Origin of the sequence: Maritalea porphyrae (assembly GCF_030159895.1) — a bacterium.
GTDB classification, from domain to species: domain Bacteria; phylum Pseudomonadota; class Alphaproteobacteria; order Rhizobiales; family Devosiaceae; genus Maritalea; species Maritalea porphyrae.
In genome coordinates this window covers 52285-67272 of record NZ_BSNI01000001.1, presented here as the reverse complement: position 1 = coordinate 67272, position 14988 = coordinate 52285, and the positions used below count along the sequence as shown (strand labels likewise).

Genomic DNA, 14988 nt, shown 5'->3' with positions numbered 1-14988 from the left:
AATATAAGTATTTTCCCAAATGGTCAATCCTTTTCGATGGGCGTGTCGCTCAAGCTTCCCCATTCTGCCCACGAGCCATCGTAGAGTTGTGTATTTGTGTGCCCCAACAATTCTAGTGCGAGCAAAATAATTGATGCGGTAACGCCGGAACCACACGTGGTGATAATTGGTTTTGTTGGGTCGACGTGTTCATTTCTGAAGTGCTTTTCCAACTCAGAATTTGGTCTAAATGTGCCATCGGCGTTGAGTAGGCTTGAATAGGGGACATTTGTTGCGCCCGGCATATGGCCCGCGCGCATACCGGGGCGCGGCTCAGCTTCTTGCCCAGAAAAGCGTCCGGCGCCTCTGGCATCAAGTATTTGAAAATCCGCTGCATCAACCCGTTGACGCATTTCCTCAAGGGCGACGATCCGTGAATGGTCTTTTTCTGCTGAAAATGCGCTTGGTTCGGGTGGGCGTCGTTTGTCCGTTACGCCATAGCCTGCGGCTTTCCACGCGGGTAGACCACCATCTAAAACTCTAATGTTTTGAGCGCCATAAATCTTAAACATCCACCACACACGAGCAGCGGAGAACATGCCTGCAGTGTCGTAAACTACAATTTTGTCGGTGTTGGAAACGCCCATCGCGCTTACTGCCTGGGCAAAATCGGATGCGCTAGGCAGCGTGTGCGGCAATCCCGAGTCTTTGTCGGCAATTGCATCAATGTCGAAAAATTGTGCGCCTTGAATGTGCCCACTTTCATATTCTGCATAAGCATCGCGGTTGGCATTTGGCAAATGCCAAGACCCGTCAATTACCCTCAGGTCTGGGTTGTCAATTTCTGCGTGCAATTGGCTTGCGGTGATCAGAATGGGACGATTTGACATAATGCAGCACCATCTAAATGTTTGACCTTTTAGATCATGATGCTAAAGCCAAGCGCATATCTAATCCAGTTTAAAGATGAGAGCCCATGGCCGCCGCGCTTTTAAGCCTAAAAGATGTTCACCTCACCTTTGGGGGCACCCCGCTTTTGCAAGGGGCAGAGCTGTTCGTTGCCCCTGGGGAACGCATCGCGTTGGTGGGGCGCAACGGTTCTGGCAAGTCTACTTTGCTTAAGATCGCATCAGGCGATGTTGAGGCGGATCAAGTAGAACGTTTTGTGCAGCCTGGTGTTACCGTTCGGTATTTGCCGCAAGAGCCCGATTTGTCTGCATTTGAGAATGTATTGGCATATGTGGAAGCTGGTTTGGCACCAGGGGATGATGCGTATCGCGCGACATATTTGTTAGAGCAATTGGGGGTGAAACCGGACGCTGATCCAAAGTCTCTTTCCGGGGGGGAGGCGCGCCGTGCCGCCTTGGCGAGAACGTTGGCACCTGAACCAGACGTGTTGTTGCTCGATGAGCCTACGAACCACCTGGATTTGCCTGCAATTGAATGGTTGCAAGCGGAGTTGACTTCAATGAAGTCGGCCATGTTGATCATTTCTCACGACCGGCGTTTCTTGACCGACTTGACCCGGTCAACGGTTTGGCTTGATCGTGGCGTGACGCGGCAGATAAACAAGGGTTTTGCCCATTTTGAGGAATGGCGCGACGAACTTTTGGCTTTAGAAGAGTTAGAACAACACAAGCTTGATCGGCAGATTGTTCGTGAAGAGCATTGGGTGCGCTATGGCGTTACGGCGCGGCGTAAACGTAATGTGCGCCGTATGTCGGAATTGGCGGACTTGAGGCAAAAACGCGACAACCATCGTGGCCCTACCGGCAATGTGAAGCTGAGTGTCGCAGATGGCCGCCAAAGTGGCGCAATTGTTGCCGACATTGAAGGGATATCTAAAAGCTTTAGCGATAAACCAATCGTTGCTGACTTCTCGACCCGGATTATGCGCGGCGACCGCATCGGTATTGTGGGGCCTAATGGGGCAGGCAAAACCACCTTGATCAAAATGATAATTGGCGAATTGGAGCCCGATAGTGGTGAGGTAAAGTTGGGGACCAAGCTTGAGGTGGCAACGCTAGATCAAAAGCGGGCGCAACTTGACCCAACAACCTCGTTGAAAGATGCCCTGACCGGCGGCGGTGGCGACAATGTAGTCATCAATGGGCAAGCGCGCCATGTGGTTGGTTATATGAAGGACTTTTTGTTCCTGCCTGAACAGGCAAACACGGCGGTCGGCAAATTGTCGGGTGGTGAACGTGCGCGAGTAATGATCGCGCGATCAATGTCATTGCCTTCAAATTTCTTGATCCTAGATGAGCCGACCAACGATTTGGATTTAGAAACGCTCGATTTGCTGCAAGAGATGATCGCCGATTACGAGGGAACCGTTCTGGTCGTGAGCCACGACCGGGAGTTTCTTGATCGCACGGTTGCCTCAATAATTATAGCTGACGGCGACGGTGTGTGGACGGAGTATCCCGGTGGTTACTCAGACATGGTTCGTTTGCGCGGATATGGCGTTACAAAGCCAAAGCAAATCGAGAAGGTCGTCAAAGCCAAATCAATGAAACCTGCAACTGAAGCAAAATCACCAAAGAAGAGGCTTTCCTTCAAGCACAAACACGCGCTGGAAACACTTCCTGGCGAAATGGAAAAGCTAGGTGCTGAAATTGCGAACATCCAGGGGCAGTTGGCTGACTCAAATCTATATGCCAACGATCCGGAAAAGTTTCAGCAGTTGAGTGTCCAATTGTCGCAAGCCCAGGAAAAATTGGACGAAAAAGAAGACCAATGGCTTGAAATTGAGCTACTAAGAGAAGAAATAGAAAGCAGCTGATCTAAGCTGATTTGATTTTAGTTTACTGAAGTGAGATTTACCGTTCACCTTAGAAGTGAACTCAATTGCTTTGCGAGATTTTTAAGGTATTGGGCTAGGCTGATCATGCTGGCTCAATAAATTGAGGTGCTGATGTCAAAATATTCCAGTCAACAGGTGGTCATTTACGCAGAGCAAAGGCCAATTATTGACTGCGTGCGTAGCGCGTTACGCACGATGGATGTTCGCGACGTGGCGCTGTTCACCAAGGCTGAGGGTGCGATAAAGCACCTGCAAACTAAAACCGTTGATGTGCTGATTGTTGATGACAGTTTGACCGGTCAGAACCCGCTCGAATTTGTAGCAAAGTTGCGCATCGATAAGAACATTGTTTCGCGCCTTGTGCCGGTAATACTGATTTCTGACAATGGTTTGCCAAGAACGGTCATGCGGGCGATCAAAGCGGGGGTGGATGAAGTTCTTGTAAAACCCGTTGCCGAAAAAGCTGTTCAGCTGCGGATTGAAAAAACAATTGATAATCCACGCGAATGTATTTCTGTGCCATCAGGCTATGTGGGGCCAGATCGGCGTCGATCAATCAAAGACTTCATGTCAGGTGATGAGCGACGCGAGGAAGACAAAGCTAGCGTTTTGCCCCGAAATGTCGGCAATGCGCCGGAATAGGCGCTTTAAATGGTTTTCAGATTTTCCTTGCCTAAACAAGCGGCTAACGCTTAGCTTGGCTTTCCTAATGCTCGCGACCAATTCTTGTGGGCGAAACTCAAAATTGGTGAAAAAATGCGAAACTTGGGGGCGGTGCAGGCTCTGCTATTGGCATCGGCTGGGGCTGCTGTATTGGCGCTAATGGATGCGCTTGTCAAAAGCCTATCCGGCACATTGCCAACAATTGAGATCTTGTTTTTCCGCCAAGTTGGTGCTGCGATTTTGCTTGGCGCTTTGGTATTTGCGACAAAATCAAGCCTGCCACATTGGAGCCGAATGAAAACCCATTTCATTCGCTCCATCATGATCGGTTTGACGGCCTTTTCCTTCTTTTACGCATTGGGCGAATTGCCGCTTGGCCTTGTCACCGCGATTGCCCTTACAGCGCCTGTAATGGTTGCGGTTATGGGGGTTGTCGTCTTGAAAGAAGAATTGAGCAAAACACTTATTGCTGCATCTGTTCTTGGCTTTTCGGGGGCGATGATTGTGACATTTGGTGGGCAAGAAACGCCGCTTAACGCCAATGGAAGCTTCTGGGGTTGGGTGGCGGCAATTGTAAGCCCTTTCACTTACGCGATCAGCATCGTTATTTTGAAGAACCAAACTTCGCAATCAAGTGCTCAAGTAATCACGTTTGTTCAAGCAGGTCTTATCGCGTTGTTTTGTCTACCGTTCCTGTTTGTGAGCGACTTCGTTGTGCCGCAGGGTGATGAAGTATGGCGCGTTGCAGCGTTGGGGATTTTAGGTGCTGTTGGGTTTATGATGTTCGTGACCGCATTGAAGCATGTGCCAGCATCCATGTTTGCAATGGTTGACAACACTGCCCTTGTTTGGGCCGCCTTGTATGGTTTTATCTTTTTCTCCGAAGTGCCGCATGTGAGTTTGTGGATAGGGGCCATAATGATTGTATTGGCGTGCTTGATGGTGGCGCGGAAACAAGTGCGTAAAAGTCCAAAGCGCTAGACGCCTTCAACTTCGAGTTCGAAATTGACGGATCGATCTTTGGCTGAGTAGCTGCCTGTTCCCGATATCGTTTTGAAATCCCTCGTGCCTGATCCTTTGATGATCACCCAACTTGTGGTTGCGACGTTATCCTCAAATTTTCCTGTTTCTTGAATGAAGAAGGAACCTGACTGCTTGCCAATTGTGCCTGCAAATTGCAGCGCGCCATTGTAGCTTGCTTGAGCGTCATCATTGTAAATCATGATATATTTGCCGCGCAGTTCTCCCTCAAGGTCGCCAGACACTATATAGGAAATGCTGGCCTCATTTGCCTTTGCGGGAAGCGGCGTATCCATAAAGCTTTGTTCTTCCCATTTGGCGATTGTAAATTCACCTGCTAAAATGCGCATATATATTCTCCTTGTTGAGACAAGCCTTGCACAAAGGGCAAAAGGGGAATTGTAAAAATGCGACAGGGAACGCCTATTCATGGGTCGTATGAAACCAAATCAGGCAAAGGGCCTGATTGAAAAACATGTAAGCTTGCAGCATTTTGATCTGACCTTGGTGAGCCCAAGTCCAGAGCTGGCGACGCTTGTTGCAAATTACTGGATTATTGAGTGGGACTTGCCTGCTGGAAAAGCATATGCGCAAGAACATCTGCCGCATGCCAGCCAACATCTCGTGCTTGATCCGCAATATCAATCTGGCGTTTTTGGATTGACGAGCGGCGCGTTTACCTACCACTTGCAAGGCAAAGGACGGATATTCGGGGTTAAGTTTCGCCCGGGCCATTTCCGCCGCATAGCGTCGCACAAGATGAACAAGTTGACCGATAATTGCGTGCCGATTTCGTCTTATTTCGCAGCAGATGACACGGCGCTTCTGCAAGAGTTTGCTGCTTGCAAGAATTGTGCAGCATTTGCGCCGAATGTGGAAAAAATCATAAAGACGAGAGTATGTCCGCAGGATGCAAAGGCGGATTTGGCGTGCAATGTGGTGTCATTCATTGAACAAAACCGTGAGGTTTTTGAGGTTGCCGTGGTGGCACGACATTTCGATATCTCGCCGCGTGCCCTACAACGGCTATTTGCCGAATATGTAGGCATTGGTCCCAAATGGGTGATCGAGCGTTACCGAATGATCGAGGCGATTGAAGCGCTTAACAATGCTGATGCAGTTTCGTTGACCGAATTATCGCATGCGCTTGGATATTTCGATCAAGCGCACTTCTCCAAAGCCTTTAAGAGGCTGACGGGCCGTCGCCCGTCAGAAATTGGATTGCCGCAAGCTTTAGGATAAGGCTTGGTTCAAATCACCAATCAAATCGTCAATATGCTCGATTCCAACCGACAGACGAATGAGGTTTTCGGGTACACCCGTGGCGTCGCCTTCGATTGAGTGACGGTGTTCGACCAGGCTTTCAACCCCGCCAAGTGATGTGGCGCGCTTGAATGTTTCGAGCTTTGAGCAAACTTCAAGAGCGGTTTTTGCATCGCCTTTGACTTGGAAGCTTAATAACGAGCCAAATCCGTTTGGCATTTGCTTCGTCGCAAGGGCATGTGCTGGGTGGGTCTTTAGCCCGGGGTATAGCACAGCTTCAACTTGAGCGTGCCCATCTAGGAACTCTGCGATTTTCATTGCGTTTTCGCTCATGCGTTCCATACGGAGCGGCAATGTGCGCATTCCGCGGATGAGTAGCCAAGCTTCAAAACTTCCGATTACTGCGCCCGCGTCATGACGATCCATGGCTATTGCTTGCCAAATTTCGCTTTGCGCGTCTGCCGTGGCGAGGAATCCTGCCAAAACATCAGAGTGGCCGTTGATCGATTTCGTTGCGGAGTGCATTACGATATCGGCACCAAAGGCGAGGGGATTACTTAACACAGGGCTGGCGGCAGTTGAATCGACAACAAGAGTAGCGTCAACGCCGCCGCAGGCTTTGGCAACGGCCTCTATGTCAGTGATGCGCAGCCATGGGTTTGATGGTGTTTCAACAAAGACTAGGTTTGGTTTGTGTGCATCAATTGCAGCTTCTATGGCCGCGGTCTCGCTACATTCAATTTCATGCAACGCGATTTTGCGTCTGGCGCAGAAATCGCGAACCCATTTTGTCGTGCCCCAATAAATCTGTGACTGGATTATGATTGTGCCGCCATTTGGTACAGTACGCATAACTGCTGCAATGGCTGCCATGCCAGATGGGAAAAGCAATCCCGCATCTGCACCTTCGGCCTTTGTCAGGACGTCTTCTCCCAGCCGAACCAAGTCGTTGTCGTCCCGTGCATAAAGGTGATCCGGGCTAATTTGGGAATAGTCCGCGTTACGTGCAAATGTGGTTGAAGACTGAATTGGAGGCACTACGCCACCAGTTTGCGGGTCAATCACACCATTTGCTTGTACAATCCGCGTGGTGATGTGTTGGTTGCCGCGCTTTTGCTTATCGACCATAGTGCCTCACAATGTGTTGGAGCCGAGCTTTTCGCCCGTTTGAGTTTTTCGGCACACTAGGGCGCGCCAAATCGGGTTTCAAGTGAAAATGACTATTGGTCCAACCTATTTATTGTTGCGCATTAGTAAACACAGTTACGTAAACGTCAATTTGCTCTGGAAATGCTGTAAAGAATGTGATTAACAGCGCGCTTAAGTATTGCGTGTCAAAACGATTTGGCAAAATAAAGTTATTGCTTGGCGACAGAGGCCCCTTAAATGAAAAACCAGATATTGCTCACCGCGCTTTCGCGTGTTGAGACCCAGTCACTATATTCCCCTGCGGGTGAAGAGATGTTGGTGATCTCGCGGCGAGACTACGAACAACTCATTAATGTGCTTGAGGGTGTGGAGTTCTTAATCAAAGATGAACAAACTGCCTGCTAAGTTGTTGGAAATAAATAATTAACCATAACCGATGTAAAAAACCTATGATTTCATAGTTGTAGGTTTTGTACATGTTGTGCGTAAGGGTTGTGTTGGCGTTAGTCTGTCTGTGTGCAGTTCTTACTGGTTGTGCGAAACCACCACAAAGACTTGATCAATCAGCAACCCCCAACGCTCAAGAACTGGCATATGCGGCAAAATCGGGTGTTACAGCGCCTATTGCCGTTGCAAATGAACCCCCAAAGACAGTTGATCGTGTTCGCACTGCATCGATAAATGATGATGCAGGTTTTACTGCGCGTTTGCGTGGTGGGCTCGCTGGTCGCAGTTTGTCGATTGAAACGCAAAGCGACATCAAATTGGCAAAGGGTGAGGTGGTAATCACTTTTGATGACGGCCCTCGGCCCGGCAAAACAGACAAAATTCTGCAGATTTTGGATCAGTACAATGCGAAGGCGACCTTCTTGATGTTGGGACAAGCCGCGCAAAAGCATCCAGGGCTTGTGCGTGAAGTCGCAAAACGCGGTCACACAGTCGGGCTTCACACCCATTCGCACGGCGATCTTACAAAGTTGAACCTTGTTGCCGCATTGGCTGAAATTGAACGTGGCCGCCAGCCTTTGGTTGCAGCGCTTTCGCCGATCAACAAATCACCTGCACCGTTTTTCCGCTTTCCGTATTTGGCACAAACCCAAAAATTGCGCACAGCGGTAAACAATGCGGGTTTGGTGATAATGGATGTGCAGATTGACAGCAAAGACTATTATCAAGATGGCTCACAAGCTGTTCTTGATCGCACATTGAAGCGGCTTGAGGCGCAGGGCAAAGGTATCGTTCTGTTCCATGATATCCATCAGCGCACGGTGAATATGCTTCCTGACTTTTTGGCGGAGCTGAAAGCTCGCGGATACAAAGTTGTGTCTTTGGTTCCAGATCGTCAACTTCAACTACGCAGCAACACGCTGCTTGCTCAATCGAACTAGCTTGGCTATAACGCGCGTCCCTCCTTTCCGCCTAGCAGGTGCGCTCATGCAAAGATTATTGATTGTTGGCTGTTCAGGCTCTGGCAAGTCGACCCTTGGACGCCGTGTGGGTGCAAAGCTTGGTTTGCCTGTAGTTCATATGGATCAGCACTTTTTTCGGACCGGATGGGAAATCAAGCCGGATCACGAATGGAATGCAATTGTTGATGAGCTCGTCGCAGGCGACAGTTGGGTGATGGACGGCAACTATTCCAACACTTTCGAACGTCGGATCAAACGTGCGGATACCGTTATTTTCTTGGATTTTCCGACTTGGTTTTGCGTCTATCGTGTTTTGAAACGGTGGCTGACGCACTTGGGGAAAACACGCATTGATGCAGCGCCCGGATGTCCGGAGAAAATGGATTTTGAGTTCTTGAGTTATGTTGTGAATTACAACCGGCGATCAAAGCCGAAAATGCTCAAGATAATGCAAGGCTTTGATGGCGAGTTTGTGCGCCTAAAATCTGTAAAAGCGATTGATGCGTTCGTGGCACAGCTGGATGAAAAACGCATCGCTTCGTGATTTGCCAATTGTCGCACCGTCGCAATCGTGATTACGTGCGCCCATATGATCAATCCAAATTTCTTTAAGCTATTTCTTGCCAGCGCTGCATCCAACTTAGGTGATGGGATTGCGCTGATTGCGTTCCCTTGGTTTGCATCGCTTTTGACTAGAGACCCTTTCCTGATTGCGTTGGTGCCATTGTTTGGTCGCGCACCATGGTTGCTTTTTTCATTGCCTGCCGGCGTGATCATCGACCGTGTTGATCGAAGACGGTTGATCTTTCTGACTGACATTGCGCGTGCCGTATTGACGGTTTTGGTGCTTGGCGTTGTGGTATCAGCGGTAAATGGACCCGCAGCGGAAGTAACCGCTCAAAACAACGTGCTTCTTCCGCTTGGTGTGCTCTATGCCGCCGCACTGATGCTCGGGATGGCGGAAGTATTGCGCGACAATGCTGCGCAAACCATTCTGCCCTCTGTGGTGCCATCTGAACAACTGGAGAATGCCAACAGCAAATTGGCGACGGTAGAGTTGGTGATGAATTCTTTATGCGGGCCACCTCTGGCCGGCTTTATCATTGCCATTTCGCTTGCACTGGCCTTTGCTGTGAATGCGGGGATTTTGTTCCTTGCAGCGCTGATGGTGTTTCTGATGGCCGGGCAATTCAAAACGTTTCAGCCAGATGATCATGTGCCTGCCCACTGGGTTGCAGACCTCAAAGAAGGTTTGAGGTGGTTGTTCCAGCATATTTTGTTGCGCGATCTGGCACTGCTTCTGGGGCTAACCAACGGCGCATATATGATGGCACTGGCCACCCAGGTTTTGTTTGCCCAAGAGATATTGGGTCTTGATCCAACGGGGTTTGGGTTGCTTCTCACAGGCGCTGCATTTGGCGGGGTAATTGGAGGACTTGCTGCTCCGCACCTGGCTAAGCGGTTTCGCTCGGCCACGCTGTTGCGTGTTTCACTCTTTATGTTCGCCACTGAGTCAGTCATTTTTGGCTTAAACAGTAACCCCTATGTTGCGTGGGCAGCTTTGTTCTTGGGTTCATCTGCAGGGATCGTTTGGAATGTTGTCACGGTGTCGCTTCGTCAAACCATCATCCCCGATAGATTGCTTGGACGAGTGAACAGTGTCTATCGTTTCTTCGGCTGGGGCATGATGCCTATCGGCACCTTCCTTGGGGGTGTCATTGTCAGCGTTGCTGCTGTCGCAATCGGGCGCGAATGGGCACTGCGCGTTCCACATTTGTTGGCAGGTTTATTGATGTTTGGCGGGCTGGCAGTCTTGCATGTGCGTTTAACTCACGCAAAGATTGATGCTGCACGCGCGGCAACAAAGCAGATCAGCTAGCGCAGAGGGAACCGCTCAAAGGCATCGTAAGCCTCATAGTATGTTGCCCAATTTGGCCTTTCTCTTTGGAAAATCCGTTTTGGTAAAGGCATTTGTGGTTCGCCATTGAGCGCGCCGGCGGGAACCATAACAGATTGACCATCTGCGCTAATCTTTGGCACGCCGGAACCGCAGTTCGGACAGAACGTTTTCGCAATGTCCCGATTTGGCAATTTGAAGCGTTTCACCTTTTCTTCGCCCTTTGTCCAACGGAAACCAGTTGTTTTGGCAAAAAGGTTTGAAGCAAAGGCAGAGCCTGTAATTTGCCTGCATTGCGCGCAGCTGCAAAAATAGAAATTGTCGAATTGGTTTTCAATTTCAAAGGCGATTTCGCCGCATAGGCAACTTCCAGATAGGGTGTTTGTCATGTCTTTCTCCAAGCCTTTGTTAAAATGAGCTATCAGGTTGCTGCAAAAACTCAAGTTCTTCAGTAGTGGTTGTGCGCCCCAGAATTTCGTTGCGATGCGGATACCGACCGAAACGATCGACAATTTTTTGATGCTGAAGCGCAAACCCCAATGCGTTTTCAAAAAAATCTAGGTTTGGTGACGCTGTCGAATTTGTGTGATCGACAAATCGTGTGAAGTGCCTGACGGTCTCACGTTGCATCGCTTTGTCTTCAGCGTGCATCATCGGTAAGGTTCCAAACATCTGTTTGAAGAGATCAAGCTGCTCAAATTCGGAATTGTTGACGAGGATATCACACAGTTCCAGCGCCTTGGCGTCTGCTTGATACATTTTCGCACTTTCGCGATACATATTTCGCGGGAACTGGTCCAATGTAATGATTATGGCGAGTTGATCTAGGATCGGACGGCGCTCAAAAACCGATGCAACTTCGTTGGAATGTAACTGGACATAAAGGCCCTCAAAGCGTCGTTTGATGTCTTGGTCAATTTCTGGACTTTTGCCGTACCATCGCTGCATTTCAATTGATTGCATGTCAAAAGGTTTGTCCTGATTAGTTGGTCCAAACCAGTAGGAGATTATGGTATTGAGTTCAGTAGTTGGGTCTTTTTGCATGATGTCGTTCACAGATTGTCTTTCGGGTGATATATATTGATGGGTAATATATTAGGGCAAAAAAGGGGGCCTAACAGCAGTCGTCCGTATCACAGCGCCCGTTGGCACTGGCGGTGATGCACGTACTCATGTCTAGCCACGTTTTGGCGGCCACATCGAATGCTTTTTTGCCTTTTTTTGTGATTGTGTAGATTTTGCGAGCGCGGCCCGACACTGTTTCTTCGCGATAGGTGACGTATCCACCTTCTTCGAACTCACGTAAAACGGGATAGAGTGCACCAGGGGTTGGGGCGCAACAGCCATTGGTTGTGCGCTCTACGGCTTTGTTGATTTCGTAGCCGTGCATAGGTTTGTTGGCGAGAACGCAAAGCACGAAGAATTTGGACATGCTCATGCGAATGAGGCCGTTCCAATAATCTTGGCTCGTATAATCGACCTTTGGTTTGTTACGCCCGGTCTTGGATTTGATCTGTTCTTCTACCATTCCCAAAAAGCTAGACGAACAAATGTGTATATGTCAATGGGTAATATATATAGGAGGTATTGCTATTGGAATGGCAGGGGTGCCTCAAATGTGACGCGCTCGCCACCAGTTGGATGATGAATTGTCAGCGACAGCGCATGAAGTTGTAGTCTTTCAGATGCTTCCAATGCATCGCCGGATGCATAAAACCGATCACCCAAAATTGGATGGCCGAGTTCCAGCATGTGCACCCGCAATTGGTGCGAACGGCCGGTGATGGGCGTTAGTTCTACGCGGGTACTAGTTTCAGTCCGATTTATGACACGCCATTTCGTTAGCGCTTTGCGGCCCTGCTCGTGATCAACCATTTGTTTTGGCCGATTGGGCCAATCACAGCGAAGCGGTAGGTCAATCTCACCCTGTTCGTTTTCAATCACACCAAAAACATCCGCGACGTAGGTTTTTGATGTATGGCGGCGCTCGAACTGCAGTCCAAGATGACGATGTGCGTCTGCGCGCATGGCCATGATCACAACTCCGGACGTATCCATATCCAAACGATGGACAATACGCGCACTGGGGAATTCTTCTAGCGCGCGGGCTTCCAAGCAATCTGAATGCTCGGCGGCTTTGCCTGGTACGGTGAGTAATCCCGATGGTTTGTTTAGTACCAAGATGTCGTCATCGACATGTATGACGCTCAAAAATGGATTGGTTGGTGGTTCGTAAACAAACGCGCCAATCATGCGCTTCGTTTTTCAAGCAGGTGCCCAAAGCCCGATTTATGTAATAGCAATTCAGCTTCGAGTTTGCCTTCGCGCTCGTGATGAGGGTCCGGCATATGTGGGTGCTCGGCAAGCATTTCTTGGTGGTGAAGCGGCAAACCATTTTCGATTGCGCCTGACAAACAAAGTGCCCAGTACCAGTGATATGGCAGTGGTGGTTCCTTATGTGGTTCTACCATGTAGGTCACGGTTTGAAGTATGTCGCCACTCTGCGTTGCTACTTTCAAATCAGCTTCTCTTGTATATTTCATTGGGCGGTCCCAATCTAAACCTTCAAAGCGATCGAGCACTGGCGCGTCGGAGAGGCTTAATTCATATACAACGCCGTGCACTTCATCATCGCCATTGTCTGTGGCAAACATTGCCATTTTGCCTGATCCACCGTGGTCGTCATCTGCCACCATGCCATAGTTGATGCTGTGGCCTTTCACGCTGGCGGTGGTGATTGGTTTTGCCGATGCGCACCGATTTTGTAGACGCGCATTGAGTAGGTTTGACCCATAGGCAAAATAATAAAAACTGCTCATGATTATCCCAGAGTTGGATCGATTAGCTTTCGAGATGTTGATCTGCACCAAATTCAGCAAGATTTGTCAATTGAGGATATGATTATCTTGTGTGGTGATTTGAAGGGACGATTTGGCAGTAATGTTGGCGAACAGCAAATATCAAGACCGATTTGATCGGGTTATCAACTATATCTACGATCATCTGGATGAGGATATTGATCTCAACCATTTGGCTGAAATAGCTTGTTTGTCGCCCTACCATTGGCATCGGGTATATCGTGGGTTGAAGGGTGAGAGCGTTGTTGCGACGGTTAGGCGGTTGCGTTTGCATCGCGCTGCAACGCAGTTGGCAAATTCAAAAATGCCGTTAGGGCGCATTGTCGAAAAATCTGGCTATGGCAGCACGTCAGCGTTCTCGCGTGCGTTCTCTGCCCAATATGGCATGCCGCCGGCAAAATACCGCGAAAAAGGACGGCCCTCGAATATTTTTTCAGATGTCTCTAACGGGGATGCAAAAATGTACGAAGTTGCGATCAAAGATGCCGAACCTTTGATAATGGTTGGTCTTCACCATCAAGGTGCTTACTCCGAAATCGGCAAGGCGTTTGAGAAGCTTAACGTGTTTGGGCAGCAGAATGGGCTTTATGGGCCAAACATGCGCTCGATTGGCGTTTATTTTGACGATCCTGATATTGTGCCGACAAAAGAACTTAATGCCTACGCTGGAATCGTTGAGCAGGACGAGGTTGAACCTGAGGAGCCTTTTGAACGCGTGAAAGTCGCTGGTGGGCGATTTGCGGTTATGCGGTTTAAAGGGCCTTATGCCGAATTGCCGCTAGCTTATCATTGGTTCTATGGTACATGGCTCTCTCAGTCGGATCATGAACTGCGAGATGCGCCTTGTATGGAGGATTATTTAAATGATCCGCGACAAGTTGCGCCAAGTGAATTGTTGACCGAAATCTATATGCCAATTGAGTGAGCCAGATGAGCAAAAAGAAAACTGATTTTAAGCGCCAAAATTCCAAGCTTTATAGTGGGAAGGTCGGCCGATTTGATCTGGTAAATGTCCCACCAATGAACTTTTTGATGATTGATGGCGATGGTGGTCCAGTTGGAGAGAGCTATCCACCCGCAATTGCAGCGCTTTATGCGCTAAGTTACGGTATGAAATTCTTCTCCAAGATTGAAATGGAGAAAGACTATGTTGTTGGTCCTTTGGAAGGGCTTTGGTGGGCTGATGATATGAACACATTCATCACCCGTGAAAAAGACCAATGGAAATGGACAATGATGATCAGGCAACCAGATTGGTTGCTGCGTGAACACCTTGATCAAGTCTTGGCAACATCGATTGCGAAGAACAATGCCAAGTCAGAGCCGCCAACCACCGAGGCAGCATTACGATCAGTGCGGCTAGAGACATTTGACGAAGGTGATTGTGTGCAAGTTCTGCACGTTGGCTCCTATGATGATGAAGGCCCGATTTTGGCGCAAATGCACAATGAATATATATCGCAAAACAAGATGAAAATGGTCGGTAAGCATCATGAGATTTATCTTAGCGACCCCAGAAAAGTGACTGCAGATAAGCTGAAAACCATTTTGCGTCAGCCGGTGCACTTGCGGTAATGTTCAAAGGCTGGAATAGCGTTGCTTGCGCGCTATAGCCCGCCTAATCATTCCTTCGTTTGGCAGATCTATGGCTCCATGCTGTTCTGCCAAGCGAATTACAGCGAGCAAATCCGCCAGTTCTTCAGTCAACATTTTGCCGTTCTTTTCATTTGCTCCTGGGCTTTTGGTGTCCGCGCCAAACCGTTTTACTTTGCAAACTGTTTGAATGACCTCCGCGCATTCTTCAATCAATAGCGTCAGTGCTTCTTCGTGCCTTCTTTCAATGGCGACGCATTGCTGGTCTTGTTGCATCTACTCATTTCCCCCTTTTGGATACGCTCCGTTCTATCTTCACATGATTTGGGCGGACAGCAAACAATCTTGACA

19 protein-coding genes are annotated in these 14988 nt (G+C 49.0%); 10 read left to right on the top strand and 9 right to left on the bottom strand.

What is annotated here, in order from left to right; translation table 11 throughout:
• Window positions 1-23 precede the first annotated feature (23 nt).
• The gene (sseA, locus tag QQL65_RS00370; RefSeq protein WP_284360877.1) at window positions 24-869 is read right to left on the bottom strand and encodes a 3-mercaptopyruvate sulfurtransferase; all 846 of its coding nucleotides are present in this window, start codon (window positions 867-869) and stop codon (window positions 24-26) included.
• 86 nt (window positions 870-955) lie between these two features.
• On the opposite strand from sseA, the gene QQL65_RS00365 reads away from it, so the two are divergent.
• The 3 genes from QQL65_RS00365 (at window position 956) to QQL65_RS00355 (ending at window position 4429) form a co-directional block, all read left to right on the top strand.
• Complete coding sequence (locus QQL65_RS00365) at window positions 956-2764, top strand: ATP-binding cassette domain-containing protein (RefSeq protein WP_284360876.1); 1809 nt, start codon at window positions 956-958, stop codon at window positions 2762-2764.
• A 132-nt stretch (window positions 2765-2896) separates the two neighbouring features.
• Window positions 2897-3427, top strand: coding sequence for a response regulator (locus QQL65_RS00360; RefSeq protein WP_284360875.1), 531 nt, complete (start codon window positions 2897-2899; stop codon window positions 3425-3427).
• A 114-nt stretch (window positions 3428-3541) separates the two neighbouring features.
• Complete coding sequence (locus QQL65_RS00355; RefSeq protein ID WP_284360872.1) at window positions 3542-4429, top strand: DMT family transporter; 888 nt, start codon at window positions 3542-3544, stop codon at window positions 4427-4429.
• Here QQL65_RS00355 and QQL65_RS00350 read toward each other — a convergent pair.
• Entirely contained in the window at window positions 4426-4818 is a 393-nt protein-coding gene (locus tag QQL65_RS00350) for a DUF3224 domain-containing protein (protein ID WP_284360871.1), read from the bottom strand. The two genes, QQL65_RS00355 and QQL65_RS00350, sit on opposite strands and share 4 nt — an antisense overlap.
• A 79-nt stretch (window positions 4819-4897) precedes the next feature.
• On the opposite strand from QQL65_RS00350, the gene QQL65_RS00345 reads away from it, so the two are divergent.
• Window positions 4898-5710: an AraC family transcriptional regulator gene (locus QQL65_RS00345; RefSeq protein ID WP_284360870.1), complete on the top strand. Its 813-nt coding sequence runs from the start codon at window positions 4898-4900 to the stop codon at window positions 5708-5710.
• Here the strand turns inward: QQL65_RS00345 and QQL65_RS00340 are convergent.
• Window positions 5702-6859 carry a trans-sulfuration enzyme family protein gene (locus tag QQL65_RS00340; protein ID WP_284360867.1) on the bottom strand — a complete coding sequence of 386 codons (1158 nt, stop codon included), beginning with the start codon at window positions 6857-6859 and terminating at the stop codon, window positions 5702-5704. The genes QQL65_RS00345 and QQL65_RS00340 overlap by 9 nt on opposite strands.
• 258 nt (window positions 6860-7117) lie before the next feature.
• On the opposite strand from QQL65_RS00340, the gene QQL65_RS00335 reads away from it, so the two are divergent.
• The 4 genes from QQL65_RS00335 (at window position 7118) to QQL65_RS00320 (ending at window position 10168) form a co-directional block, all read left to right on the top strand.
• Window positions 7118-7285 (top strand): hypothetical protein, encoded by a 168-nt coding sequence (locus QQL65_RS00335; RefSeq protein WP_284360866.1) that lies wholly within the window; start codon window positions 7118-7120, stop codon window positions 7283-7285.
• Window positions 7286-7374: 89 nt separating this feature from the next.
• Window positions 7375-8268, top strand: a complete 894-nt coding sequence (locus tag QQL65_RS00330) for a polysaccharide deacetylase family protein (RefSeq protein ID WP_284360864.1) — start codon at window positions 7375-7377, stop codon at window positions 8266-8268.
• 46 nt (window positions 8269-8314) lie between these two features.
• On the top strand, window positions 8315-8833 hold the full coding sequence (locus QQL65_RS00325; protein ID WP_284360861.1) for a P-loop NTPase family protein: 519 nt from the start codon (window positions 8315-8317) through the stop codon (window positions 8831-8833).
• A gap of 45 nt (window positions 8834-8878) precedes the next feature.
• Complete coding sequence (locus QQL65_RS00320) at window positions 8879-10168, top strand: MFS transporter (RefSeq protein WP_284360858.1); 1290 nt, start codon at window positions 8879-8881, stop codon at window positions 10166-10168.
• Here QQL65_RS00320 and QQL65_RS00315 read toward each other — a convergent pair.
• The 5 genes from QQL65_RS00315 to QQL65_RS00295 all read right to left on the bottom strand — a co-directional run bounded on the left by QQL65_RS00315 (window position 10165) and on the right by QQL65_RS00295 (window position 13005).
• Window positions 10165-10575 (bottom strand): GFA family protein, encoded by a 411-nt coding sequence (locus QQL65_RS00315; protein WP_284360857.1) that lies wholly within the window; start codon window positions 10573-10575, stop codon window positions 10165-10167. The two genes, QQL65_RS00320 and QQL65_RS00315, sit on opposite strands and share 4 nt — an antisense overlap.
• Before the next feature lie 19 nt (window positions 10576-10594).
• Entirely contained in the window at window positions 10595-11242 is a 648-nt protein-coding gene (locus QQL65_RS00310; protein ID WP_284360855.1) for a DUF924 family protein, read from the bottom strand.
• Window positions 11243-11300: 58 nt separating this feature from the next.
• Entirely contained in the window at window positions 11301-11714 is a 414-nt protein-coding gene (locus tag QQL65_RS00305; RefSeq protein WP_284360853.1) for a PadR family transcriptional regulator, read from the bottom strand.
• Between the two features lie 62 nt (window positions 11715-11776).
• Complete coding sequence (locus QQL65_RS00300) at window positions 11777-12439, bottom strand: RluA family pseudouridine synthase (protein ID WP_284360851.1); 663 nt, start codon at window positions 12437-12439, stop codon at window positions 11777-11779.
• Window positions 12436-13005: a gamma-glutamylcyclotransferase family protein gene (locus QQL65_RS00295; RefSeq protein ID WP_284360849.1), complete on the bottom strand. Its 570-nt coding sequence runs from the start codon at window positions 13003-13005 to the stop codon at window positions 12436-12438. Before QQL65_RS00295 ends, QQL65_RS00300 begins: the two co-directional genes overlap by 4 nt.
• Window positions 13006-13126: 121 nt before the next feature.
• Here QQL65_RS00295 and QQL65_RS00290 point away from each other — a divergent pair, with 121 nt between their 5' ends.
• Both QQL65_RS00290 and QQL65_RS00285 read left to right on the top strand, forming a co-directional pair.
• Complete coding sequence (locus QQL65_RS00290; protein WP_284360847.1) at window positions 13127-13969, top strand: AraC family transcriptional regulator; 843 nt, start codon at window positions 13127-13129, stop codon at window positions 13967-13969.
• A gap of 5 nt (window positions 13970-13974) precedes the next feature.
• Window positions 13975-14619 carry a GyrI-like domain-containing protein gene (locus QQL65_RS00285; RefSeq protein WP_284360845.1) on the top strand — a complete coding sequence of 215 codons (645 nt, stop codon included), beginning with the start codon at window positions 13975-13977 and terminating at the stop codon, window positions 14617-14619.
• 3 nt (window positions 14620-14622) lie between these two features.
• On the opposite strand, the gene QQL65_RS00280 is transcribed toward QQL65_RS00285, so the two are convergent.
• Window positions 14623-14913 (bottom strand): MazG nucleotide pyrophosphohydrolase domain-containing protein, encoded by a 291-nt coding sequence (locus QQL65_RS00280; RefSeq protein WP_284360843.1) that lies wholly within the window; start codon window positions 14911-14913, stop codon window positions 14623-14625.
• Window positions 14914-14988: the final 75 nt, after the last annotated feature.

Bases quoted from the DNA above. Each gene is read 5' to 3' on its own strand.
- QQL65_RS00295 (WP_284360849.1), bottom strand. From the start codon at position 13,005: ATGAGCAGTTTTTATTATTTTGCCTATGGGTCAAACCTACTCAATGCG.
- QQL65_RS00290 (WP_284360847.1), top strand. From the start codon at position 13,127: ATGTTGGCGAACAGCAAATATCAAGACCGATTTGATCGGGTTATCAAC.
- QQL65_RS00340 (WP_284360867.1), bottom strand. From the start codon at position 6,859: ATGGTCGATAAGCAAAAGCGCGGCAACCAACACATCACCACGCGGATT.
- QQL65_RS00360 (WP_284360875.1), top strand. From the start codon at position 2,897: ATGTCAAAATATTCCAGTCAACAGGTGGTCATTTACGCAGAGCAAAGG.
- QQL65_RS00355 (WP_284360872.1), top strand. From the start codon at position 3,542: ATGCGAAACTTGGGGGCGGTGCAGGCTCTGCTATTGGCATCGGCTGGG.
- QQL65_RS00305 (WP_284360853.1), bottom strand. From the start codon at position 11,714: ATGGTAGAAGAACAGATCAAATCCAAGACCGGGCGTAACAAACCAAAG.
- QQL65_RS00320 (WP_284360858.1), top strand. From the start codon at position 8,879: ATGATCAATCCAAATTTCTTTAAGCTATTTCTTGCCAGCGCTGCATCC.
- QQL65_RS00285 (WP_284360845.1), top strand. From the start codon at position 13,975: ATGAGCAAAAAGAAAACTGATTTTAAGCGCCAAAATTCCAAGCTTTAT.
- QQL65_RS00325 (WP_284360861.1), top strand. From the start codon at position 8,315: ATGCAAAGATTATTGATTGTTGGCTGTTCAGGCTCTGGCAAGTCGACC.
- QQL65_RS00315 (WP_284360857.1), bottom strand. From the start codon at position 10,575: ATGACAAACACCCTATCTGGAAGTTGCCTATGCGGCGAAATCGCCTTT.
- QQL65_RS00345 (WP_284360870.1), top strand. From the start codon at position 4,898: ATGGGTCGTATGAAACCAAATCAGGCAAAGGGCCTGATTGAAAAACAT.
- QQL65_RS00365 (WP_284360876.1), top strand. From the start codon at position 956: ATGGCCGCCGCGCTTTTAAGCCTAAAAGATGTTCACCTCACCTTTGGG.
- QQL65_RS00300 (WP_284360851.1), bottom strand. From the start codon at position 12,439: ATGATTGGCGCGTTTGTTTACGAACCACCAACCAATCCATTTTTGAGC.
- QQL65_RS00335 (WP_284360866.1), top strand. From the start codon at position 7,118: ATGAAAAACCAGATATTGCTCACCGCGCTTTCGCGTGTTGAGACCCAG.
- QQL65_RS00350 (WP_284360871.1), bottom strand. From the start codon at position 4,818: ATGCGCATTTTAGCAGGTGAATTTACAATCGCCAAATGGGAAGAACAA.
- QQL65_RS00280 (WP_284360843.1), bottom strand. From the start codon at position 14,913: ATGCAACAAGACCAGCAATGCGTCGCCATTGAAAGAAGGCACGAAGAA.
- sseA (WP_284360877.1), bottom strand. From the start codon at position 869: ATGTCAAATCGTCCCATTCTGATCACCGCAAGCCAATTGCACGCAGAA.